14 protein-coding genes and 1 pseudogene are annotated in these 19,579 nt (G+C 71.4%); 9 read left to right on the top strand and 6 right to left on the bottom strand.

Features of this window, described 5'->3' with window-relative positions:
- Positions 1 to 24: 24 nt before the first annotated feature.
- Positions 25 to 2,460, bottom strand: coding sequence for a BTAD domain-containing putative transcriptional regulator (locus Sm713_RS31575; RefSeq protein ID WP_212913389.1), 2,436 nt, complete (start codon positions 2,458 to 2,460; stop codon positions 25 to 27).
- Positions 2,461 to 3,063: 603 nt separating this feature from the next.
- Here Sm713_RS31575 and Sm713_RS31570 point away from each other — a divergent pair.
- The 8 genes from Sm713_RS31570 to Sm713_RS31535 all read left to right on the top strand — a co-directional run bounded on the left by Sm713_RS31570 (position 3,064) and on the right by Sm713_RS31535 (position 12,204).
- Positions 3,064 to 4,245, top strand: coding sequence for an acyl-CoA dehydrogenase family protein (locus tag Sm713_RS31570; RefSeq protein ID WP_212913388.1), 1,182 nt, complete (start codon positions 3,064 to 3,066; stop codon positions 4,243 to 4,245).
- Positions 4,246 to 4,323: 78 nt separating this feature from the next.
- On the top strand, positions 4,324 to 4,725 hold the full coding sequence (locus tag Sm713_RS31565) for a DUF4440 domain-containing protein (protein ID WP_212913387.1): 402 nt from the start codon (positions 4,324 to 4,326) through the stop codon (positions 4,723 to 4,725).
- A gap of 454 nt (positions 4,726 to 5,179) precedes the next feature.
- Entirely contained in the window at positions 5,180 to 5,461 is a 282-nt protein-coding gene (locus Sm713_RS31560) for a hypothetical protein (protein ID WP_212913386.1), read from the top strand.
- Between the two features lie 2 nt (positions 5,462 to 5,463).
- Positions 5,464 to 7,284, top strand: coding sequence for a fatty acyl-AMP ligase (locus Sm713_RS31555; RefSeq protein WP_249416814.1), 1,821 nt, complete (start codon positions 5,464 to 5,466; stop codon positions 7,282 to 7,284).
- Positions 7,281 to 8,279, top strand: a complete 999-nt coding sequence (locus Sm713_RS31550) for a beta-ketoacyl-ACP synthase III (protein WP_212913384.1) — start codon at positions 7,281 to 7,283, stop codon at positions 8,277 to 8,279. Before Sm713_RS31555 ends, Sm713_RS31550 begins: the two co-directional genes overlap by 4 nt.
- Entirely contained in the window at positions 8,276 to 9,994 is a 1,719-nt protein-coding gene (locus Sm713_RS31545; RefSeq protein ID WP_212913383.1) for an acyl-CoA carboxylase subunit beta, read from the top strand. The genes Sm713_RS31550 and Sm713_RS31545 overlap by 4 nt, the downstream gene beginning before the upstream one ends.
- On the top strand, positions 9,991 to 10,263 hold the full coding sequence (locus Sm713_RS31540) for an acyl-CoA carboxylase subunit epsilon (RefSeq protein ID WP_212913382.1): 273 nt from the start codon (positions 9,991 to 9,993) through the stop codon (positions 10,261 to 10,263). The genes Sm713_RS31545 and Sm713_RS31540 overlap by 4 nt, the downstream gene beginning before the upstream one ends.
- 159 nt (positions 10,264 to 10,422) lie before the next feature.
- Positions 10,423 to 12,204 carry a biotin carboxylase N-terminal domain-containing protein gene (locus Sm713_RS31535; protein ID WP_212913381.1) on the top strand — a complete coding sequence of 594 codons (1,782 nt, stop codon included), beginning with the start codon at positions 10,423 to 10,425 and terminating at the stop codon, positions 12,202 to 12,204.
- A gap of 62 nt (positions 12,205 to 12,266) precedes the next feature.
- Here the strand turns inward: Sm713_RS31535 and Sm713_RS31530 are convergent, their stop codons facing one another.
- The 5 genes and pseudogenes from Sm713_RS31530 to Sm713_RS31510 all read right to left on the bottom strand — a co-directional run bounded on the left by Sm713_RS31530 (position 12,267) and on the right by Sm713_RS31510 (position 17,237).
- Complete coding sequence (locus tag Sm713_RS31530) at positions 12,267 to 14,201, bottom strand: Xaa-Pro dipeptidyl-peptidase (RefSeq protein ID WP_212913380.1); 1,935 nt, start codon at positions 14,199 to 14,201, stop codon at positions 12,267 to 12,269.
- A 379-nt stretch (positions 14,202 to 14,580) separates the two neighbouring features.
- Positions 14,581 to 15,483, bottom strand: a pseudogene (locus tag Sm713_RS31525) (non-reducing end alpha-L-arabinofuranosidase family hydrolase); the annotation flags it as partial.
- A gap of 527 nt (positions 15,484 to 16,010) precedes the next feature.
- A complete protein-coding gene (locus Sm713_RS31520) occupies positions 16,011 to 16,583 on the bottom strand; it encodes a YbhB/YbcL family Raf kinase inhibitor-like protein (RefSeq protein WP_212913378.1) in 573 nt (190 codons plus the stop codon).
- The gene (locus Sm713_RS31515; protein WP_212913377.1) at positions 16,580 to 16,756 is read right to left on the bottom strand and encodes a hypothetical protein; all 177 of its coding nucleotides are present in this window, start codon (positions 16,754 to 16,756) and stop codon (positions 16,580 to 16,582) included. Before Sm713_RS31515 ends, Sm713_RS31520 begins: the two co-directional genes overlap by 4 nt.
- A 40-nt stretch (positions 16,757 to 16,796) precedes the next feature.
- The gene (locus tag Sm713_RS31510; protein ID WP_212913376.1) at positions 16,797 to 17,237 is read right to left on the bottom strand and encodes a MarR family winged helix-turn-helix transcriptional regulator; all 441 of its coding nucleotides are present in this window, start codon (positions 17,235 to 17,237) and stop codon (positions 16,797 to 16,799) included.
- Positions 17,238 to 17,411: 174 nt separating this feature from the next.
- Between Sm713_RS31510 and Sm713_RS31505 the strand changes: the two genes are divergently transcribed.
- Positions 17,412 to 19,559 carry a CocE/NonD family hydrolase gene (locus tag Sm713_RS31505; RefSeq protein ID WP_212913375.1) on the top strand — a complete coding sequence of 716 codons (2,148 nt, stop codon included), beginning with the start codon at positions 17,412 to 17,414 and terminating at the stop codon, positions 19,557 to 19,559.
- Positions 19,560 to 19,579 lie beyond the last annotated feature (20 nt).

Raw genomic sequence — 19,579 nt, 5'->3', positions numbered from 1 at the left:
CCGGGCCCCGGCACGTGATGCCCGCTAGCCGGCGGCGACCCTGCAGACCGGGGCACCGCCGAGCCTCCGGGGGGAGCCCATGGCCAGCAGGGAGCGGATGATGAACCGCCTGCGGCGCTGGTCCGGCCGGCCGTTGGCACCGCTCTTCGGGGCCTCCGCCGGCGTGCCCTGGGCCGAACGCCGGCCCTCGGCGCGCCGGATCGGTGTGGAGGCCGTCGCGAAGTCGAAGAGCATGTCCACCGCCGCGTCCGAGAGCGGCTCCAGCGTCATCGACGTGAAGTGGTGCTTGCCGCCGCCCCAGCCCGCACGGTGCTGGAACAGCTCGGGACGGGCGGAGGCCACCACGAGCAGGGGCACCCCCGAGAAGTCCGCCAGCCCGCTGACGAAGTCGAGCAGCGCGTCGTCCGCACGGTGCAGGTCATCGATGACCAGCACCAGCGGCCGGTCGAGCATGATCCGTTCGAGGAAGTGCCACCAGGCGTCGAGCTCCGACTCGGCCTTCATCGGACCGGCCGGGGCCCGCGGGTCGAGCAGCGGTGTCAGGCAGCGCAGCAGCGGCTCCACGCGGTCCTCGCCGACCAGGGCGCGCACCGTGGACTCCAGCTTGGCCAGCGACTCCTGGAGGGGGTCGCCGCGCTCCACGCCGCACAGGGCCGACACCAGCTCCGTCTGGAGGGCCGAGATGCCGTCCCGCCCGGACAGCGGCGAGCGGCGCACCTGGAACCTGGCCAGGTGGACCTGCGACTCCACCGCGCGGCCGAACTCCGCGAGGAACCGGGTCTTGCCGCTGCCGGCCTCGCCGAGGACCGTGACCAGGTGCGGGGTCGTCCTGTGCTGGGCGCGCTCCAGCAGGTCGCAGAGGAGGCCCAGTTCGAAGTCGCGCTCCACGGTGGGCACGGTCGCGAGGTCCATGTAGTCGGCGCGGATGCCGAGCACGTCCGCCTCTCCGGCATCGCCGGACGCGTACTCGATCATCGCCTGGGTGCGCTCGCGGGTGATGCCGCAGACCCGTATTCGGTCGGCGGAGGCGTGCGCCAGTAACGCCTGGCAGCGGTCGAGCAGCGCCCCGCTGATCGTCGGGGCGAGCGCCTCGGTGGGGCCGGGATAGCGCAGCAGGGCCTCGCCGGTGGCGACCGCGGCGTGGAACGAGAGCGTCGGCCCCCTGCCGCCGAGCTGCGCCACGGGCCCGTTGGGCGCGTTGAGTCCTTCGCGCACGGCAAGCGCGCCGAGCACCGCGCGCCCGGCGTCGTCGCCGCCCTCCTCGCCCGAGTCGAAGACCGCCACGGAGACCGAGCCGAGGGTGGCCGTCACCACCCCGCCGAAGTGCTCCATGCTCTCCTGGATCCAGGTGGAGAAGCGCTCCATCAGCTCGTCGACATCCGTGGTGGCCCACTCGGGACCGGCGTCCCCGCCCCTGCCGCCCACCCTGTCCACCGGTTCGAAGCGGGTGCGCACGAAGACGACGCTGACCTGCTTGCGCCGCACCGACGCGGCCGCCCGTTCAGCCTCCGCTCTGGCGGGCCCCCCGTCGTCGTCCGCCACCGCGATGCGCGGCCGAAGGGCCACGGCGGCGGCCACCGGGGCGCTGCTCCCGGCTCCGGCCGGCGCGCCCGCGTCGAGGTCCGCCACGTCGGGCACCGGTGAGAGCCTGCGGACCGGCTCGCTGCTGACGTTCAGCGCCTCCGGCAGGTTGAGCGACGGATCCTGGCTCAGGATCGCCTGCTGGAGCGCCTGAAGCTCGCGGCCCGGTTCGAGGCCCAGGTGCTCGACCAGGACGCGCCGGACCCTGCTGTAGACGTTGAGGGCGTCCGCCTGGCGTCCGCTGCGGTAGAGGGCGAGCATCAGCTGCCCGCAGGATCTCTCCCGCAGCGTGCTGTCCTCGAACGCGGCCTGGAGGTCGCCTAACACGGCGTGGTGGCGGCCGCAGGCCAGCTCGGCCTCGAAGTAGTCCTCCATCACGTCCAGCCGGGAGTTCTGCACCGCGGTCAGCTCGGGCCAGCTGATGCCGGCCTCCACCAGATCCGCCAGCGCCGGCCCGCGCCACAGGCTCAGCGCGTCACGTAAGCGCTCCGCCGCCGCCTGCGGCTCTCCCGCCGCGAGCCTGGACCGGCCCTCCTCGACCACGCGCTGGAAGCGGTACAGGTCGACGTCGTCGGGCTCCACGGTGAGCCGGTAGCCCGGCGGTTGGGTCACCAGAGCCGGTCCCTCCGCACCGTGTCTCGGTGTGAGCACGCGCCGCAGCCCCCATACGGCGTTCTGAAGGATCTTGCGTGCCGAGGTGGGCGCGTCCTCGACGGGCCACAGGGCGTTGAGGAGCTGGCTTGTCGCGACGACGCGGTTGGCCCGCAGGAGCAGGTAGCCCAGCGTCGCCCGCTGCTTGGTCCCCCCCAGCGCCACCGGCCGCCCCTCGTCCACCGATTCCAGAGGTCCCAGGATCCGGAAGTGCACAGTTCTCCCCATGTAGTAACTGTTCAGCGGATTCCGTAAGAACACCCCCTGCACCCACTCCTCCGCAATCGGAAGCGCCCTCTCCGGCGTGTCGCCTTGCACGGACACACTCCTCCAGTGGTTCTGAGGAAGCGGGACGTCAGCGAACACAGCTCAGCGGTGGACGAATTCGACGGCGTCGGAATAGGGGTTGGCGAGCGGTTACTGGCGGTTCACTCATCGGTCCGAGGTGGGGGGTGTTCCAAGATGTCAAGCGACATTGCAGTGACTGAGTTGACCCTAAGCTAGGCACGCGCTTTGCGGTAAGTACTTACTTTTTGGTTAGCGCTTACCCGAAGGTAAGCACCCGGAGTCTCAGAACATCGCGGTTGACCTGGAGAAACAGGAAGGACGCGGAACCGCCAGCACTCTACCCACCGCTCCGCCACCGCCAGGTAATCAACGATTCACCGACCGCGGACGGGCCCCTGGTTACCGAACCGTGACCGTTCCTGGGACGGCCTCTGCCACGATTTCTTCGGTTCTCGGGGCGTGCCGGCCGTTGCCCAGGCAATTCACATGACCGCCGCCGCCCGGGAATCTCCGTCCGTCCGTGCGATCGAGCGAGGAGCCTCAATGGCCAACAATGGCAGCGATGTCGCGTCAGTGCTGGACGCGGTGCGGAGCATAGTTCCCAAACTCCGTGAGAACGGCCAGGAGGCCGAGGAGCGCCGTTGGCTGCCCGACGAGAATATCCAGCTCCTGGACAAGGCCGGGGTTTTCCGGATGGCGACTCCGCGGCGCTTCGGCGGTCTCGACCTCAGCCTGGAGGACCAGTCACGCGTGCTCGCGGAGATCGCACGCGGCTGCCCCGCGTCCAGCTGGGTCGCCATGGTGTGGGTCTCCAGCGCCTGGATGATCACTCTCTTCCAGGAGGAGCTCCAGGACGAGGTCTTCTCCCAGCCCTCCGCCCGGATCTCGGGCGGCTTCAGCCCCACCGGCGTCCTCACCCCGGCAGAGGGCGGCTACGTCCTCAACGGCACCTGGGGCTTCAACTCCGGCTGCCGCGGCGCCGACTGGAACATGATGCTGGCCTTCGTCGAGCGCGAGGACGGCTCGATGGACGACGCCATCGCGCTCGTGCCCATCTCCGAGTTCAGCTTCGCCGACGACTGGAACGCCTCCGCGCTGGCCGCCACCGGCAGCTCGACGGCGACCGCGAAGGACGTCTTCGTGCCCGCGCACCGGGTCGTCATCCCCGCGGAGGCCGAGGCCGCCGCGGCGGCCGGCATCGAGCTTCCCGCCCCGCCGCAGGGCCGCGGCTACGGCCTGTACAGCTTCCTGTTCTCGCAGGCCGTCTCCACGTTCATCGGCATCGCCCGCGGCGCCTACGAGCTGTTCACCGAGCGGCTGCCGGGCCGGGCCATCAGCTACACCTCCTGGACCGAGCAGAAGCAGCACCCGCTGACGCAGATGCAGGTGGCGACGGCGGCCAGCAAGATCGCGGCGGCCGAGGCGCTCGCCGCGAGCATGTACCGCACCCTCCAGGAGCGCGCCGACGCCGTCGAGGAGCTCACCCTCGAACAGCGCGCCGCGATCCGCGGGCACAGCGCCTATGCGGTGGAGCTCGCCAAGGAGGCCGTGGAGATCCTCTACAACGCGAGCGGCGCCTCGGTGATCCGCCGTGAGGTCCCGCTGCAGCGCTTCCACCGGGACATCCAGGGCCTCGCGCTGCACGGCTGGATCCTGCTCAGCTCGAACATGGAGGTCTACGGCCGCGTCCTGCTCGGCCTCGACCCCGACACTCCGCTGCTCTGACCCGCGGCCCCACGGCGCACCGCGCACCGCGCACCCACGAAATCCCACGCCACCCACAGATTCGGGAGCGATACCGCCATGAGTGAAGCCCTCGGCTCCGTCATACCCGACGACCCCGACCAGCAGAACGACCTGTTCGTGCGCATCTTCAATTCCGGGGACGGCGCGCTGTACGACTCGATGTACACCGCGGACGCCGTTTCCAACATCTCCGGGGCCCCGCTGTCCGGCGAGGCACGCACCGCCTTCTTCAAGGAGTTCCTGGCGACCGGCCCCAGGATCAACTCCAAGGTGCTCCAGACGTTCACCACCTCGGACACCTCGCTGCTGATCGTGGACTACGAGCTGGACGTCCCGACCCCGGAGGGCGGGACCCTGCACATGCACGGCACCTGCACCGACGTGCTCGTCCGCAACGTGGAGGGCCAGTGGCGGCTGGCCGTCGACCGCCCGGTCCCGGACGAGCAGCACGCCGCATAGCCGCACGCGACCGCGTCGCTCGGGCGCGAGCGCGCCCAGCCCGCCCGGACGACCCACACGGCTCCGGTGCCACGGTGGACCACCACCCGGCGCCGGAGCCCTTTTGTTCGGCTTTCCCCACGGTTCACTCCGGCATTTACTCCACCGCCTTCCCTTCGGCTTCTCCCCGTTTCCGTTCCTGTTTCGGTCCCGGCTTCGGTCCCTGTTTCCGTCCCGGCATCCGCTCCGTTTACCGCGCCGTTTCCGGCCCGGTTTCCCCACCGGCATCCGTGCGGTAATTCCGCCACTTCCGCAGGTGAGTTCGCCGCTCCCCCATGCCGAGGATGTCGGGTTACCGACCCATGACCGCGCACATGAAAGGCGAATACCACTCCGCCGGTAATGTCGTCGGCGCAGCATGCAATGCGCTGCCGTACTGCCGTCGGGTCTCGTCATTCCACGGAAAGGACGCGCCATGGACCACCAGCCGACCGGCGCCGCGCCGGTCGCGGCGGACGGGCTGGCCCCGGTACTCGCCAGGCAGCCCGGCCCGGTTCCGACTCCGCCGTCCGTGCCGAACGGCGGAGTCCGCCCGGACGGCGCGGTCCGCGTCGCGCCGGAGCCGGCGCTCCGTCCGGTGCCGACCGGCCAGGAGCTGCTCCGGGCCGTTCTGACCTCCATCCACGCACATCTCGCCGCCCCCACCACGACGACATGCCCGCCCCGGACGAGCGCCGGACCGGACAAGGAGCTCTGACAGTGACGACCACCGGACTCGATCCGCACGCGGACGAGGTGCGCACCCTCCCCGACGCGCTGCGCCTGCGCAGCGAGAAACAGCCCGACGAGACCGCCTACGTCTTCCTGCGTGCCGGCGAGGAGCCGCAGGAATCGCTGACCTACCGGGAACTCCACGATGCCGCCTGCCTGCGGGCCGGTGCGTTCGCCGCGGCGGGGCTCTCCGGAAGGAGCGCCGTGCTGCTGTACCCCTCGGGCATCGAATTCGTGCGGACCCTCCTCGGGTGCATGTACGGACGGGTGGCCGGCGCGCCGGTGCAGGTGCCCCGCCGCCGTGAGGACCTGGTGCGCTTACGCCGGATCGCCGATGACGCGGGCATCACGACCGTCCTGACCACGACCGAGGTCGCCCATGACCTCCAGTCGCGCTTCGGCGACCTGCCCGCCCTGCGCGGGCTGACCCTGCTGGCCACCGACGACCCCGACCTGCCGGCCGGGCCGGACGCCCTGCCCGCGAGCCCCGGCCCCGAGGACATCGCGCTGCTCCAGTACACCTCCGGCTCCACCGGTAGCCCCAAGGGCGTCATGGTCAGCCACGCCAACTTCCTCGCCAACGTCGTCGAGACCGACGAGCTGTGGCCGTGCGAGCCGGACGGCACGGTGGTGAACTGGCTGCCCCTCTTCCACGACATGGGCATGCTCTTCGGCGTGGTACTGCCGCTGTGGGCGGGCATCCCCTCCTACCTGATGGCTCCCGAGGCGTTCATCCGCAGGCCGGCACGGTGGCTGGAGGCCATCGCCCGGTTCGGCGGCACGCACGCCGCGGCACCGAGCTTCGCCTACGAGCTGTGCGCCCGCGCCGCCGCGGAGGGCAGGACCGGGGACGTGGGCGATCTGTCCCGCTGGCGGGTGGCCGCCAACGGCGCCGAGCCGGTGCGCTGGTCGACCATCCGCTCGTTCACCACCGCGTTCGCGCCGTACGGCTTCGACCCCCGCGCCATGTGCCCCGGCTACGGCCTCGCCGAGAACACCCTCAAGGCCACCGGCACCCGCCAGGACCGGGAACCCGCGGTGCTCTGGCTGAGCGCGCAGGCCCTGCACGACGGAATCGCCGAACCCCTCGAAGAGTCGGCCGACGATGTCGTGCCGCTGGTCAGCAGCGGAGCCACGATCTCCCGCACCCGGGTGCTGGCCGTGGACCCCGCCACCCGCCAGGTGCTCCCCGAGGACCGCGTCGGCGAGGTCTGGATCTCCGGCCCCTGCGTGGCGGGTGGCTACCTGGGACAACCCGAGGAGAGCGAGGCGACGTTCCGCGCCCGCACCGCCGGCGGGTCGAGCACGCCCGGCGGCTCCGGCGAGCCCGCCGCGAGCGCAGCCGCCGAGGGCGCCGGCGAGACCTTCCTGCGCACCGGCGACCTCGGCTTCCTGCACGGCGGCGAGCTGTACGTGACCGGCCGACTCAAGGACGTCATCATCCGCAAGGGCCGCAACCACTACCCGCAGGACATCGAGCTGTCGATCGAGCGCGCCGTCGCCGGCCTGCACCCGAACTGCGCCGCCGCGTTCTCGTCCGAGGACGGCACCCGGGAGCGTCTGGTGCTGGTCGTCGAGGCCGACGGCCGGGTCCTCAAGTCCTTCGGCGCCGAGAAGGTACGCGGGCTCATCCACGACGCCGTCCGCGAGCAGCACCGCATCACACCGGACGACATCCTGATCGTGCGCCGCGGCACGCTGTCGAAGACCTCCAGCGGCAAGGTGCAGCGCCGGGCGTGCAAGAAGCGCTACGAGGACGGCGAGCTGGTCCCCGTGGCCTCGCCGGCCGGCAGCGGAGGGGAGGCGTGATGGCCAGGCTCCGGCTGCCCGAGCGGCGCCCCGGATCCCGCATCCTCGGCGTCGGCGTGTACCGCCCCACACGCGTGGTGGGCAACGACGAGATATGCGACCGCATCGACTCCAGCGACGAGTGGATACGCCGCCGCTCCGGCATCGCCACCCGCCGCTTCGCCGGCCCCGACGAGACCGTGATCAGCATGGCGGCGGAGGCGGCCCGCAAGGCGATGGCGCAGTCCGGCACCGACCCCGGCGACGTCGGCATGGTCCTCCTCGCCACCATGTCCTTCCTGGAACAGGCCCCCGCCGCCGCGCCGCGCGTCGCCCACCTGCTGGGCGCCCGCTCCGCCGGCAGCCTGGACATCAGCGCCGCGTGCTCCGGCTTCTGCTACGCGCTGGGCCTGGCCGACTCCCTGGTCCGCTCCGGCGACGCCCGCACCGTCGTGGTCGTCGGCTCGGAGCGGATGAGCGACATCGTCGACCCGGCGGACCGCGGCACCGCGTTCCTGTTCGGGGACGGCGCCGGCGCGGTGGTGGTCGGCCCGTCCGAGACGCCCGGCATCGGCCCCGTGGTGTGGGGCTCGGACGGCGAGCGGCACCATGTGATCGCCCACGACCGCTCCTGGCAGGAGGCCCGCGACGGCGAGCCGTGGCCCTACATGCGCATGGCGGGACCGGAGGTCTTCCGCTGGGCGACGCGCATCGTGCCGGAGATATCGCGCGAGGCCCTGGACCGCGCGGGGCTGGAGACCGGGGACCTGGCCGCCTTCATCCCCCACCAGGCCAACCTCCGCATCATCGACGCCGCCGCGAAGTCGCTGGACCTGGCCCCGCACACCGCGGTGGCCAGGGACGTCGTCACCGCCGGCAACACCTCGGCCGCCTCCATCCCGCTGGCCCTCGACCAGTTGCTGGCCCAGGGCACGCTGCCCAGCGGCGGCCCGGCGCTGCTGGTCGGCTTCGGCGCCGGACTGGCCCACGCCGCCCAGGTGGTGACGCTGCCATGACGGACCATGAGGCGGCAGCGCCGGCCGAGGGCACGACCCCACGGAGCGTGGATGCGGCCGCCCGGCGCGAAAGCGCAACCGCACGGCGCGAGGATGCAGCCGCCCAGCGCGAGGGGACGACCGCGAGCCGGATCCAGGCGGTCCCCTTCGCCCGGTCCACCACGGCCGAGCGCCTCGCGGAGCTGGCCCGGCGCAGGGCCGACCTGGAGCGCCCCTTCGACGAGCAGGCGGTACGGCGCCAGCACGCCAAGGGCAAGCTGACGGCCCGTGAGCGCATCGAGGCACTACTGGACCCGGGCTCCTTCACGGAGCTGGACGCCCTGGCCCGGCACCGCAGCCACAACTTCGGCATGGCCGAGCAGCGGCCGTACGGCGACGGGGTGGTCACCGGCCACGGGACGATCGAGGGACGCCAGGTGGCACTGTTCGCCCAGGACTTCACCGTGTTCGGCGGCAGCCTGGGCGAGGTCTACGGCGAGAAGATCATCAAGGTGATGGACTTCGCACTCAAGGCAGGCTGCCCGATCATCGGGATCAACGACTCCGGCGGGGCCCGCATCCAGGAGGGCGTCGTCTCCCTCGCCTACTACGCCGAGCTGGTGCGACGGCATGTCGAGGCGTCCGGTGTCATCCCCCAGATCTCCCTGATGACGGGGCCCTGCGCGGGCGGTGCCGTGTACGCGCCCGCCATCACGGACTTCGTGGTGATGGTGGAGGGCATCTCGCACATGTTCGTCACGGGACCCGAGGTGCTGCGGACGGTGACCGGCCAGGCGGTGGACCGCGAGGAGCTGGGCGGCGCGCACAGCAACAACGCCGTCTCGGGCAACGCGCACTACCTGGCCCAGGACGAGAAGGACGCCTTCGAGTACGTGCGGCTGCTGCTCGGCTACCTGCCCGCCAACAACATGGAGGACCCCCCTGTCTACGGCGGCCCCGAGCGGCAGGACGAGCCCACGGAGGCGGACCTCGCGCTGGACACGCTGATCCCGGACGACCGGAACCGGCCGTACGACATGACGCGCGTGGTGCACGGCGTCCTGGACGACGGGGAGCTGCTGGAGGTCCAGCCGCTGTTCGCCCGCAACATGATCTGCGGCCTGGGCCGGGTCGAGGGGCGCAGTGTCGGCGTCGTCGCCAACCAGCCGATGCACATGGCCGGTGCGCTGGACATCGACGCCAGCGAGAAGGCGGCGCGCTTCATCCGGATGTGCGATGCCTTCCACATCCCCGTCCTGTCCTTCGTGGACGTCCCCGGCTTCCTGCCCAGCGTCGAGCAGGAGCAGAGCGGCATCATCCGGCGCGGCGCGAAGCTGATCTACGCGTACGCGGAGGCCACGGTCCCCATGGTCACGGTGGTCACACGCAAGGCGTACGGCGGCGGCTACGGCGTGATGGGCTCCAAGCACCTGGGCACGGACGTCAACCTGGCGTGGCCCACCTCCGAGATCGCCGTCATGGGCGGCGAGGGGGCGGTCAGCGTGCTGCACCGCCGGGCGCTGCAGGAGGCGGCGGATCCGGCCGTGGAACGCGCCCGGCTGATGGAGGAGTACGAGCGGACGTTGTGCAACCCGTACGTCGCCGCGGAGCGCGGCTACGTCGACGCGGTGATCATGCCGCACGAGACCCGTGCGCAGGTCGGCAGCGCGCTGCGGGCGCTGCGGGACAAGCGCCGGACGCGGCTGCCGCGCAAGCACGGGAACATCCCGCTGTGAACGGGCCGCCGGCTGCGGACGCCGCCCGCACGGCGGCGCAGCCGTCGCCCGAGCTGCGGGTGGTGCGGGGGCACCCGACCCCCGAGGAACTGACCGCGGCCCTCGTGGCGATCCGGGCGCTCACCGCCGCCGGGGCCCCGGAAGCGGACCCCGCTCCCGAGGGTGCCCCCGATGCCGCCGCCGGGTCGCGTGGACGCAGGCTGGCCGCGCTGCGGAGGCCGCTCACCGTGCGCGGACCCGGCGCCTGGCGGCGGAGCGGCTGGTCATGAGGCGCGGGAAGAATCGGGAAGAAGCACGGAGAAGAAGCACGAAGAACACGAGCAGGACGAGAACGCGAGCTGGACGGCAGGCAGGACTCCGGCGACGAAGGTCCGGGTCATGAGGCTCCGGGGGTTCATCCCGGAGTACGGAGCAAGGAGGGAGCCATCGTGCGCAAGGTGCTGATCGCCAACCGTGGCGAGATCGCGGTCCGCGTGGCCCGGGCATGCCGGGACGCGGGGATCACGAGCGTGGCCGTCTACGCCGATCCGGACCGCGACGCAGTCCACGTCCGCACCGCCGACGAGGCCTTCGCCCTGGGGGGCGACACCCCCGCCACCAGCTACCTGGACATCACCAAAGTCCTCCAGGCCGCCAAGGACTCCGAAGCCGACGCCATCCACCCCGGCTACGGCTTCCTCTCCGAGAACGCCGAATTCGCCCAAGCCGTCCTCGACGCCGGACTCACCTGGATCGGCCCACCCCCCACCGCCATCCGCGACCTCGGCGACAAGGTCGCCGCCCGCCACATCGCCCAACGCGCCGGCGCACCCCTGGTCGCCGGCACCCCCGACCCCGTCACCGGCGCCGACGAAGTCGTCGCCTTCGCCAAGGAACACGGCCTGCCCATCGCCATCAAAGCCGCCTTCGGCGGCGGCGGCCGCGGCCTGAAAGTCGCCCGCACCCTCGACGAAGTCCCCCACCTGTACGAATCAGCCGTCCGCGAAGCCGTCGCCGCCTTCGGCCGCGGCGAATGCTTCGTCGAGCGCTACCTCGACCAACCCCGCCACGTCGAAACCCAATGCCTGGCCGACACCCACGGCAACGTCATCGTCGTCTCCACCCGCGACTGCTCCCTGCAACGCCGCCACCAGAAACTGGTGGAAGAGGCACCGGCACCCTTCCTCACCGAGGAGCAGACCCACCAGCTCTACACCGCCTCCAAAGCCATCCTCAAAGAAGCCGGATACGTCGGCGCCGGCACCGTCGAATTCCTCGTCGGCAACGACGGCACGATCTCCTTCCTGGAAGTCAACACCCGCCTCCAGGTCGAACACCCCGTCACCGAAGAAGTCACCGGCATCGACCTGGTCCGCGAGATGTTCCGCATCGCCGACGGCGAACCCCTCGGCTACACCGACCCGCCCATGCGCGGACACTCCATCGAATTCCGCATCAACGGCGAGGACCCCGGCCGCGGCTTTCTGCCCGCCCCCGGCACCGTCACCACCTTCACCCCGCCCTCCGGCCCCGGCGTCCGCCTGGACGCCGGCGTCGAATCCGGCAGCGTCATCGGCCCCGCCTGGGACTCCCTGCTCGCCAAACTCATCGTCACCGGCGCCACCCGCCAGCAGGCCCTGCAACGCGCCGCACGCGCCCTGGACGAGTTCCGCGTCGAAGGCATGGCCACCGCCCTGCCCTTCCACCGCGCCGTCGTCCGCGACCCCGCCTTCGGCCCCGAACTCACCGGCTCCACCGACCCCTTCACCATCCACACCCGGTGGATCGAGACCGGCTTCGTCAACGAGATCAAACCCTTCACCGCACCCGTGGACACCGCCGAGGCCGCCGACGAGGCGGATACCGGCCGCGAAACCGTCGTCGTCGAGGTCAGCGGCAAACGCCTGGAAGTCTCGCTACCCGCCAGCCTGGGCATGACACTCGCCCGCACCGGCCTGGCCGCCGGCGCACGCCCCAAACGACGCGCCGTACGCAAATCCGGACCCGCCGCCTCCGGCGACACCCTCGCCTCCCCCATGCAAGGCACCATCGTCAAGGTCGCCGTCGAGGAAGGCCAGGAAGTCAAGGAAGGCGACCTCGTCGTCGTCCTCGAAGCCATGAAGATGGAACAACCCCTCAACGCCCACCGCTCCGGCACCATCAAGGGCCTCACCGCCGAAGTCGGCGCCTCCCTCACCTCCGGCGCCCCCATCTGCGAGATCAAGGACTGAGCGGCCCGGGACGGCGTCCCGGGCCGCGCGTGCGGGGGCCGGCACCCGGCCCCCGCGGTCGTTCAGTGGAACGAGCGGTGCGGGCGCGGCAGATCGACCCGGGCCGGTCCGTGCCAGGTGTGCTCCGGGGCGAACAGCGCCTCAGCGGACGCCGGGCGCGCAGGTGGGGCCACGGGCAGGGTGATCCCGCTGCCGGCCAGGGCGACGGAGACGGTGGCGCCTGTCGCGTGCTCCGACTGCACGTCGTCGTCGGTGCCGATCAGCACCAGGGCCAGCCGGTGCCCCGCCTTGAACGTGTAGTCCTGCGGCAGCGTGTCCCACGTGACGCCGTAGGCCCTGCCCGGTGTCAGCGGGGCCGGCCGGCTCAGCGAGAGGCGGTTCTGCGCGTCGAGGTAGCCGCGCGCCACCACGTTGACGTCCGAGGTCACCGTGTCGGTGACGACCTTCCGGTAGCAGGCGTCGTCCACGGCCGTGCTCTCGCCGTGGCAGTCCTCGGTGTCGAGGGTCTTCACGCCCTCTCCTCCGCCGAGGTAGTCGACCCGGGTGTCGGTGCCGTAGTCGACGAGCAGTGCGCCGAGGTTCGCGGTGGGCTTGTCGAGCCGCACCGAGAGGCTCACCTTCGGCGTTCCGGAGAGCCGCAGGTCGTGCGCGAGCGGCGGCGTCGTATAGGCGAGGCGCCCGGGCACGGTCGTCTCCGGAGCGCTGACCGCGGTGTCCTCGGCCAGCGCGGTGTCGGTGTAGGTGCCGGTTCCCGAGCCGGCGGCGAGGCCGAGGGAGCCGTCCGCCCCCGGGTGGAAGGTCACGGGTGCCGCTGCGGGCGCCGGCCAGTCCTTCTGCGTGACCCACTGGTCGGGGCCGATCTCGACGTCGGCGCGCGGCCGGCGCAGGATGTCGTTGGGAACGCGCCACAGCCAGTGGTCGAACCACTGGTGCAGGGTGTCGACCCAGGCGTCGCGCCGGTAGTCGAACGGGTCGACGTGCCCGTACTGGGAGAGCCACACCTTGCGCGGCACGCCCTGCTCGGCCAGCGCGGACCACCAGGTGGAGAACTGGCTCGGCTTGACGTTCAGGTCGTTCAGGCCCTGCGTCGCGAAGACCGCGGCGTGCACCTTGCGGACATCGGCGACGGTGCCGTCGCGGTAGTCGCGCTCGGCCCAGAAGGCGTTGTAGTCGCCGGTGGCGTCGTCCTGGCCCGCTGCCAGCTGCTGCTGCACGGCCGCGCACTTCGCGGGCGGATCGGTGTCGACGGTGTCGGCGAGACCGTCCTCCTCGCCGCGCGTGAAGAGGGTGCCGTTCATGCGGCTGTAGTCGTACCAGGAGCTGATGGCCGAGATCGGCACGATGGTCTCCAGGCCCTTCACGCCGGTCGCCGCCACCGCGTTGGCGAGGGTGCCGTCGTAGGACTTTCCGATCATCGCGGTCCGGCCGTTCGTCCAGCTCGCCTCGACCTGCTTGCCGTCGGCGTCGAAGGCCTTGGCACGCCCGTTCAGCCAGTCCACCACGGCCTTGCCGCCGAGCACGTCGGAGGCACCGCCCGAGGTGGGGCAGCCGTCGGACTTCGTCGTGCCGTCCATGTCCGCTTGGAGCACGGCGTAGCCCCGCGGCACGAAGTAGTTGTCGTAGAAGAGGGGGAACTTCGCCGGATCGCCGTCCGCGTCGTACGTCTTGCGCTCGGACTCGTTGCCCCGGCCGAGATTGTCGTAGTAGGGGCTCTCGTCCATGATGACGGGGACCTTGAGCCCCTCGTCGCTCTCCCTGGGCCGGATGATGTCGACCCGGATGAGGTCCTTCCTGCCGTCGCCGTCCGAGTCCACGCTCGACTCGACGTTGACGTACTCCCTGATGGCGTCCTGGTAGGAGAAGACCGGCTGGGTGCCGTCCTCGGTCACCTTGACGGAGGGTTGCTCCGCCGCCGCGTGCGCGGCGGGCATTCCACCCGCCACGAGCGCGGCGGTGATCGCGATCGAGGCAAGGAATCTTCGCCGTGGTGTGCGCATGTGCTACCTCCTGCCGCCCTGAGGTGTTACCCGGAGACGGCACGGGCCGGTGGGAAGGCGCCGCCTCCAACGCCCGGAATCCGTCCGGGCGAACGGCTGACACCCGCGGCAACCGGGCGGGAAGGTTCACTGCTGCGAGCATCGCCGGGAAGATCGGGCCCATCCTCTCAGCATGCACAGGACAGGACTCCGTAGTTCCGGCGATCTGGCGTGGCCCGGACGAGACGCCCCGCAAGAGGGGGGAACCCCAGCCGGTGTGCGGCTGGGGCTCCTGGTGGTGGTGAGTGCTGGTCGGCGGGTGGGGTTGCCGTTGTGGTGGACGGCTGGTCCGCGCACCGACAGGCCGCGCCGCTTCGTGGTCGTCGTGGGTCGGGCGGGGTCAGCGCTGGAGGGTGAGGAGGCCGGGTCGCCAGGGCAGTTGGTCGTAGGGGCCGCTCGCGTTGGGGGACTTGCCCTGGTAGAGGAGTTGGAGGTTGCAGGGGTCGATGGTCATGGTCTGGTCGGGGTTGTTGCGGACGAGGTCGCCGTGGCTGATGTCGTTGGTCCAGGTGGCGCCGCTGTTGGCCTTGCCTGCGAAGGGGTTGCTCTCGCTGGCGGCCTGCGGGGTCCATGAGCCGTTGAGGCTGGAGGCGGTGAAGGAGCGGAAGTAGCGTCCGCCTGATCCCATCGCCTCGACGATCATGAGGTACTGGTTCTGGCCCTGGACCTTGTAGACCTGCGGCGCCTCGAAGAGGTTGTTCGTGGAGTCGCTCATGATCGTCGTGTACGAGGAGCCGAAGTTGCCGGGGAAGTTCCCGATGGGCATGCTCGCCCGGTAGATCTTGCCGTTGTCGCCGGCGAAGAACAGGTACATGTTCTGCCCGTCGGCGATCAGGGTCTGGTCGATCGGGCCGGTGCCGGAGCCGGAGATGCTGCCGGTGAACAGCGGCTGCGGCGAGGACCAGCCGTTGGGGTTGGTGGGATCGCTCGACGTGCGGTAGATGAACGGCCACGAACCCCACTGGTAGGCCAGCACCCAGATGTTCTTCGGCGCGAAGTAGAACAACGTCGGCGCCACCGTGGACTGGCTCATCCCCGTCTGGCCCGCCGACGCCATGTCCGACCAGTTCGTGAACGGACTGAAGGCCATCGAACCGTACGACGACCCCGACACATTCGACGCATAGACCAGATGCCTGCCGTTGTACACCACGTTCGTGAAGTCCTTCAGCGACACCCACCCGTTCGCCGGCTGCGCCAACACACCCGACGACGACCACCGATACGCCGACGGAAGAGAACACGCGGCGCCTGCCGACGGGCTGGCGGTGGCCGCCTGAGCCGGGTTGGCGACGAGCATGGCCGCCAACGCGACCAGGGCCGCAACCGCGGCGGTGAGTACCGCGGACAGACGTCCGCGACCGAAACTTCCTCTGCGCATGGGGACCTCTTGATCCTTGAGTGGGCGTTTCCGGTCGGCCCCGTCAGAGGCTGTCCGGACTGTCGGGGTGCGGGTGGTGCGGGTGATGCAGGTGATGCGGGTGATGCGGTTCGTGGCGGTCCGCGGGCACCGGGCTGACCCTCGCGGCCAGCTTTGACGAGGGCATGACACGCACATGAATGACATGCTCCCTGCGGCTCGGATGGTGCGGTGGACGCGACCTGGGGGTGCCCTGCCGTGCGGGTGGAGCGATACGGATCGTTCGCGATATCGAACAAGGGTCGAAGTATCGAGCAGTCTGGATGATTGGGGAGCCGGCGGACGGCGTCAATACCTTTCGCAAGATTCGCTATCGATGCCGAAAGATTTCGCCACCATCCGGGGCCGGGTCAGCGTTCGAAGGTGCCGGTCAGCCTGCCGCGGTCGAGGACGGGCGCGGTGATGGCGGGCAGCAGGGCGCGGGGCCGTGCCCGGTTCGGTGGCGTGGTGCCGGGGGCGCCGTCCACGGGCGCGGCGAGGGCGAACAGCTGGAAGACGTAGCGGTGCGGCCCGTGGCCCTTGATGGGCGCGGGACCGTGGTAGCCGCGTCCGAGGGTGGACCGCAGCAGTTGCACTCCGGTGGCCGGATGCCGTGCGTCGAGGGCGCCGGGGTCGAGGTGCCCGGCCGCCGGGTCGATGAGGGCGGCGCAGTGCACGGCGGGCTTCGCCAGGGGGACGTCGATGTCCTCGACGACCAGGAGGAGTTGCGCGGCGCCGGCCGCGGGCGGGGTCCAGCTCAGCTGGGGGGAGAGATTGTCGCCGCCGATGTTCTTCGCGCCGAGTTCCGGGGGCATGGCATCGCCGTCGCCGAAGTGCCGGCTGGTGAGGGTCATCAGCTCGGCACCTCCCAGGTTGGGCAGGTTCCACGCGATGTGGGTATCGCCTGCCCTGCGGTTGCCCAGGAGCCGGCCCAGCAGGGTCATCGCGCCACCCCGGCCATGACGGTGAACTCGGCGGTGGCGGCGGTCCCGCCGAGTTCGGGGAACGCGCGTTCGGTGCTGCGGCGGTGGGCGCCGGCGTCAGGGGCGGTCGCGACGAGCGCGGGCGTGGGGGTGGGCGGGGGCGAGGGCATGGGGTCGATCGTTGTCAGTGCCATGGATGTCGTTCCTCCTGTGGATGGCGGCTCTCCGTCGGCGTCAGATGTTCCGTGCCAGCCGCTCCAGCAGAGGCGCGGCCGCCGCGAGCCGTTCCAGCTCCTCGGGGGTGAACGCGCCGCCGGTCAGGGCCTGGGCGAGGAGTTCGGCGCGAGCGTTGCGCTTGTCCTTCAGCGCCTGCGTTCCGGCGTCGGTCACCGTCAGCACCACGCGCCTGCCGTCGTCCGGATCCGGGCGCCGTTCGACCAGGCCACGGGTCCGCAGTGCCTTGAGCGTCGCCCCCATGGCCTGCGCGGTGATCTGCACCTCCCGGGCCAGCGCCGAGGAGGTGGTGGGGCCGGAGCGGTCCAGGAGCGACAGGGCCGTCCGCTCGGGCATCGTGAGCCCGCCGCCGGGCGGCACCTGGCGCACCCGGCGCACCAGAAGGCTGAGGCCGGCCAGCAGGGCCGAGGCGACTCCACCGGGGTCCAGGTCGTCGTTCATACGCTAAGGCTACTTTATCAACCAGCCTTATCAACCAGCCTTAGTGATCAGGGTTGGCTAAAATACCCAGTCCCGCGTGGCTCATTCGTGTGTTGATATTCACCCGTTCACATGGACCCCGAAACCGTCGATATGGCGACATATACCTAGTGAGTGATCGTCTAATGTGCCGCCATGCCCACTACCGGAAGCCCAGACTCCGCAGCTGAGACGGCACATCGTCACGCGCAGGGGCATCCCCGCGACGGCTCGCACCGCGCCGCGGGCGACGGCCGTACGCACCACGCCGTGCGCGTGCTGCGCCACGTGTGGATACCCCTCAAGGACGGGGCCAGGCTCGCCGCGCGGATCTGGCTGCCGGCGGACGCTTCGGGACCCGTGCCGGCGGTGCTGGAGTACATCCCGTACCGCAAGAACGACGCCACCGCGCCTCGCGACGTCACGCTGCACGGGCCCTTCGCCCAGGCCGGGTTCGCCTCGGTGCGCGTCGACTGCCGGGGCAGCGGCGACTCCGACGGCGTGATGCTCGACGAGTACCACCCGACCGAGCTGGCCGACGCCCTCGAAGTCCTGGCCTGGATCGAGCGGCAGGACTGGTCGGACGGGCAGGTGGCGATCATCGGCAAGTCCTGGGGCGGCTTCAACGGGTTGCAGATCGCCGCGCTCGACCCGCCCCAGCTGCGCTGCGTCGTCACCGTCTGCTCCACCGACGACCGGTACGCCGACGACGTCCACTACGCCGGCGGCGCCCTGCTCGCCTCCGAGATGCTGCCGTGGGCGGCGACGATGCTCGCCTACAACGCCCGCCCCGGTGACCCCGCCGTGCTCGGCGAGTCCTGGCGGGAGCGCTGGCTGGAGCGGCTGGAGGCGACCGTCCCGTACGCCGAGGAGTGGATCGGCCACCAGCGCCGTGACGCGTACTGGGAGCACGGCTCGGTCTGCGAGGACTACTCCGCGATCAAGGTCCCGGTGTACGCGGTGGGCGGCTGGCTCGACCAGTACCGCGGCGCGGTCTTCCGGTTGATGAGCGGCCTCGCGGACGCGGGCGTCCCGGTCAGGGGACTGCTCGGGCCCTGGGCGCACAACTACCCGCATCAGGGCCTGCCCGGACCCGCCATCGACTTCGTCGGCGAGTGCGTCCGCTGGTTCGACCGCTGGATGCGCCCCGGTGCCGCGGACGGCACCGACGGCGCCGACGGCACGACCGGCACCGCTCCGGCCATCGACGACGAGCCGGGGCTGCGCGTGTGGATGCCGGAGCCCGCGCCGCTCGGCGCCGACCGCGTGCACCGCGCGGGACGCTGGGTCGCCGAGCCGTCCTGGCCGTCGCCGGGCGTCACCGCCCGCCGGACAGCCCTGAGCGAGCTGGGCGGGGCCCCGGGCACAGCGCTGCTGCGCTCGCCGCTCGCCATCGGCGCCGCGACCGGCGACTTCCTCAAGTTCGGGGACGTACCCGGGCAGTACGCCGACCAGGCACCCGACGACGGGCGGGCCTGCTCCTTCACGGGGCCGCCGCTGCCCGAACGGGTGGAGATCCTCGGTGTCCCCGAGGTCACCCTGCGCGTCACGAGCGACCGCCCGCAGGCCCAGCTCGCCGTGCGGCTGTGCGAGGTGACGCCGGACGGCGCCTCCCGGCTCGTCACCACCGGGCTGCTCAACCTCACCCACCGCGCCGGCCACGCCGAGCCCGAACCGCTCCAGCCGGGCCGGGCCTACGACGTGACGGTCCCCCTCTTCGCCGTGGGCCACGCCTTCGGTGCCGGGAACCGCATCCGGGTGGCGGTCTCCGCGTCGCTGTGGCCGTGGATGTGGCCCTCGCCCCAGCCCGTGGCGCTGGAGCTGGACACCGGCCAGGGCGAGCTGGTCCTCCCCGTCCGGGAACCCCGCCCGGCCGAGGAGGCCGCGCTGCGCGACTTCGCCCCGCCGTCTCCTCCCCCGCCGCACACCATCGAGAGCGAGGCCCCGCCCGGCGCGCGCCGGGTGACGTACGACCCGGTGGACCGGGAGCAGATCATCGTCGCCACGCCGGCCGGCAGCTCGATGAGCGACAGCGCCGACGGCCTCAGGCACAGCACGCGCGACCTCAACCGCTTCCGGCTGGTGGAGGGCGACCCGCTCTCCGCGAGCGTCGAGTGCGAGCGGGAGGAGCGCGTCGCGCGGGGTGAGTGGGCGGTACGGATCCTCACCAACTCCCGGATGACCGCCGGCGAGCGGGACTTCCTCGTCGTCAACCGCCTGATCGCGTACGAGGGTTCGGGCGCGGCGGAGCGCGAGGTGTTCGACCGCACCTGGACCCGTTCGATACCCAGGGACCAGGTGTGAGCGCCCGAAGAGCGGGCCGG

This window comes from Streptomyces sp. TS71-3 (assembly GCF_018327685.1).
GTDB lineage: Bacteria > Actinomycetota > Actinomycetes > Streptomycetales > Streptomycetaceae > Streptomyces.
This window is presented reverse-complemented; position numbering and strand designations above follow the sequence as displayed.

Bases quoted from the DNA above. Each gene is read 5' to 3' on its own strand.
- Sm713_RS31575 (WP_212913389.1), bottom strand. From the start codon at position 2,460: ATGGGGAGAACTGTGCACTTCCGGATCCTGGGACCTCTGGAATCGGTG.
- Sm713_RS31570 (WP_212913388.1), top strand. From the start codon at position 3,064: ATGGCCAACAATGGCAGCGATGTCGCGTCAGTGCTGGACGCGGTGCGG.
- Sm713_RS31565 (WP_212913387.1), top strand. From the start codon at position 4,324: ATGAGTGAAGCCCTCGGCTCCGTCATACCCGACGACCCCGACCAGCAG.
- Sm713_RS31560 (WP_212913386.1), top strand. From the start codon at position 5,180: ATGGACCACCAGCCGACCGGCGCCGCGCCGGTCGCGGCGGACGGGCTG.
- Sm713_RS31545 (WP_212913383.1), top strand. From the start codon at position 8,276: ATGACGGACCATGAGGCGGCAGCGCCGGCCGAGGGCACGACCCCACGG.
- Sm713_RS31530 (WP_212913380.1), bottom strand. From the start codon at position 14,201: ATGCGCACACCACGGCGAAGATTCCTTGCCTCGATCGCGATCACCGCC.
- Sm713_RS31520 (WP_212913378.1), bottom strand. From the start codon at position 16,583: ATGACCCTGCTGGGCCGGCTCCTGGGCAACCGCAGGGCAGGCGATACC.
- Sm713_RS31515 (WP_212913377.1), bottom strand. From the start codon at position 16,756: ATGGCACTGACAACGATCGACCCCATGCCCTCGCCCCCGCCCACCCCC.
- Sm713_RS31510 (WP_212913376.1), bottom strand. From the start codon at position 17,237: ATGAACGACGACCTGGACCCCGGTGGAGTCGCCTCGGCCCTGCTGGCC.
- Sm713_RS31505 (WP_212913375.1), top strand. From the start codon at position 17,412: ATGCCCACTACCGGAAGCCCAGACTCCGCAGCTGAGACGGCACATCGT.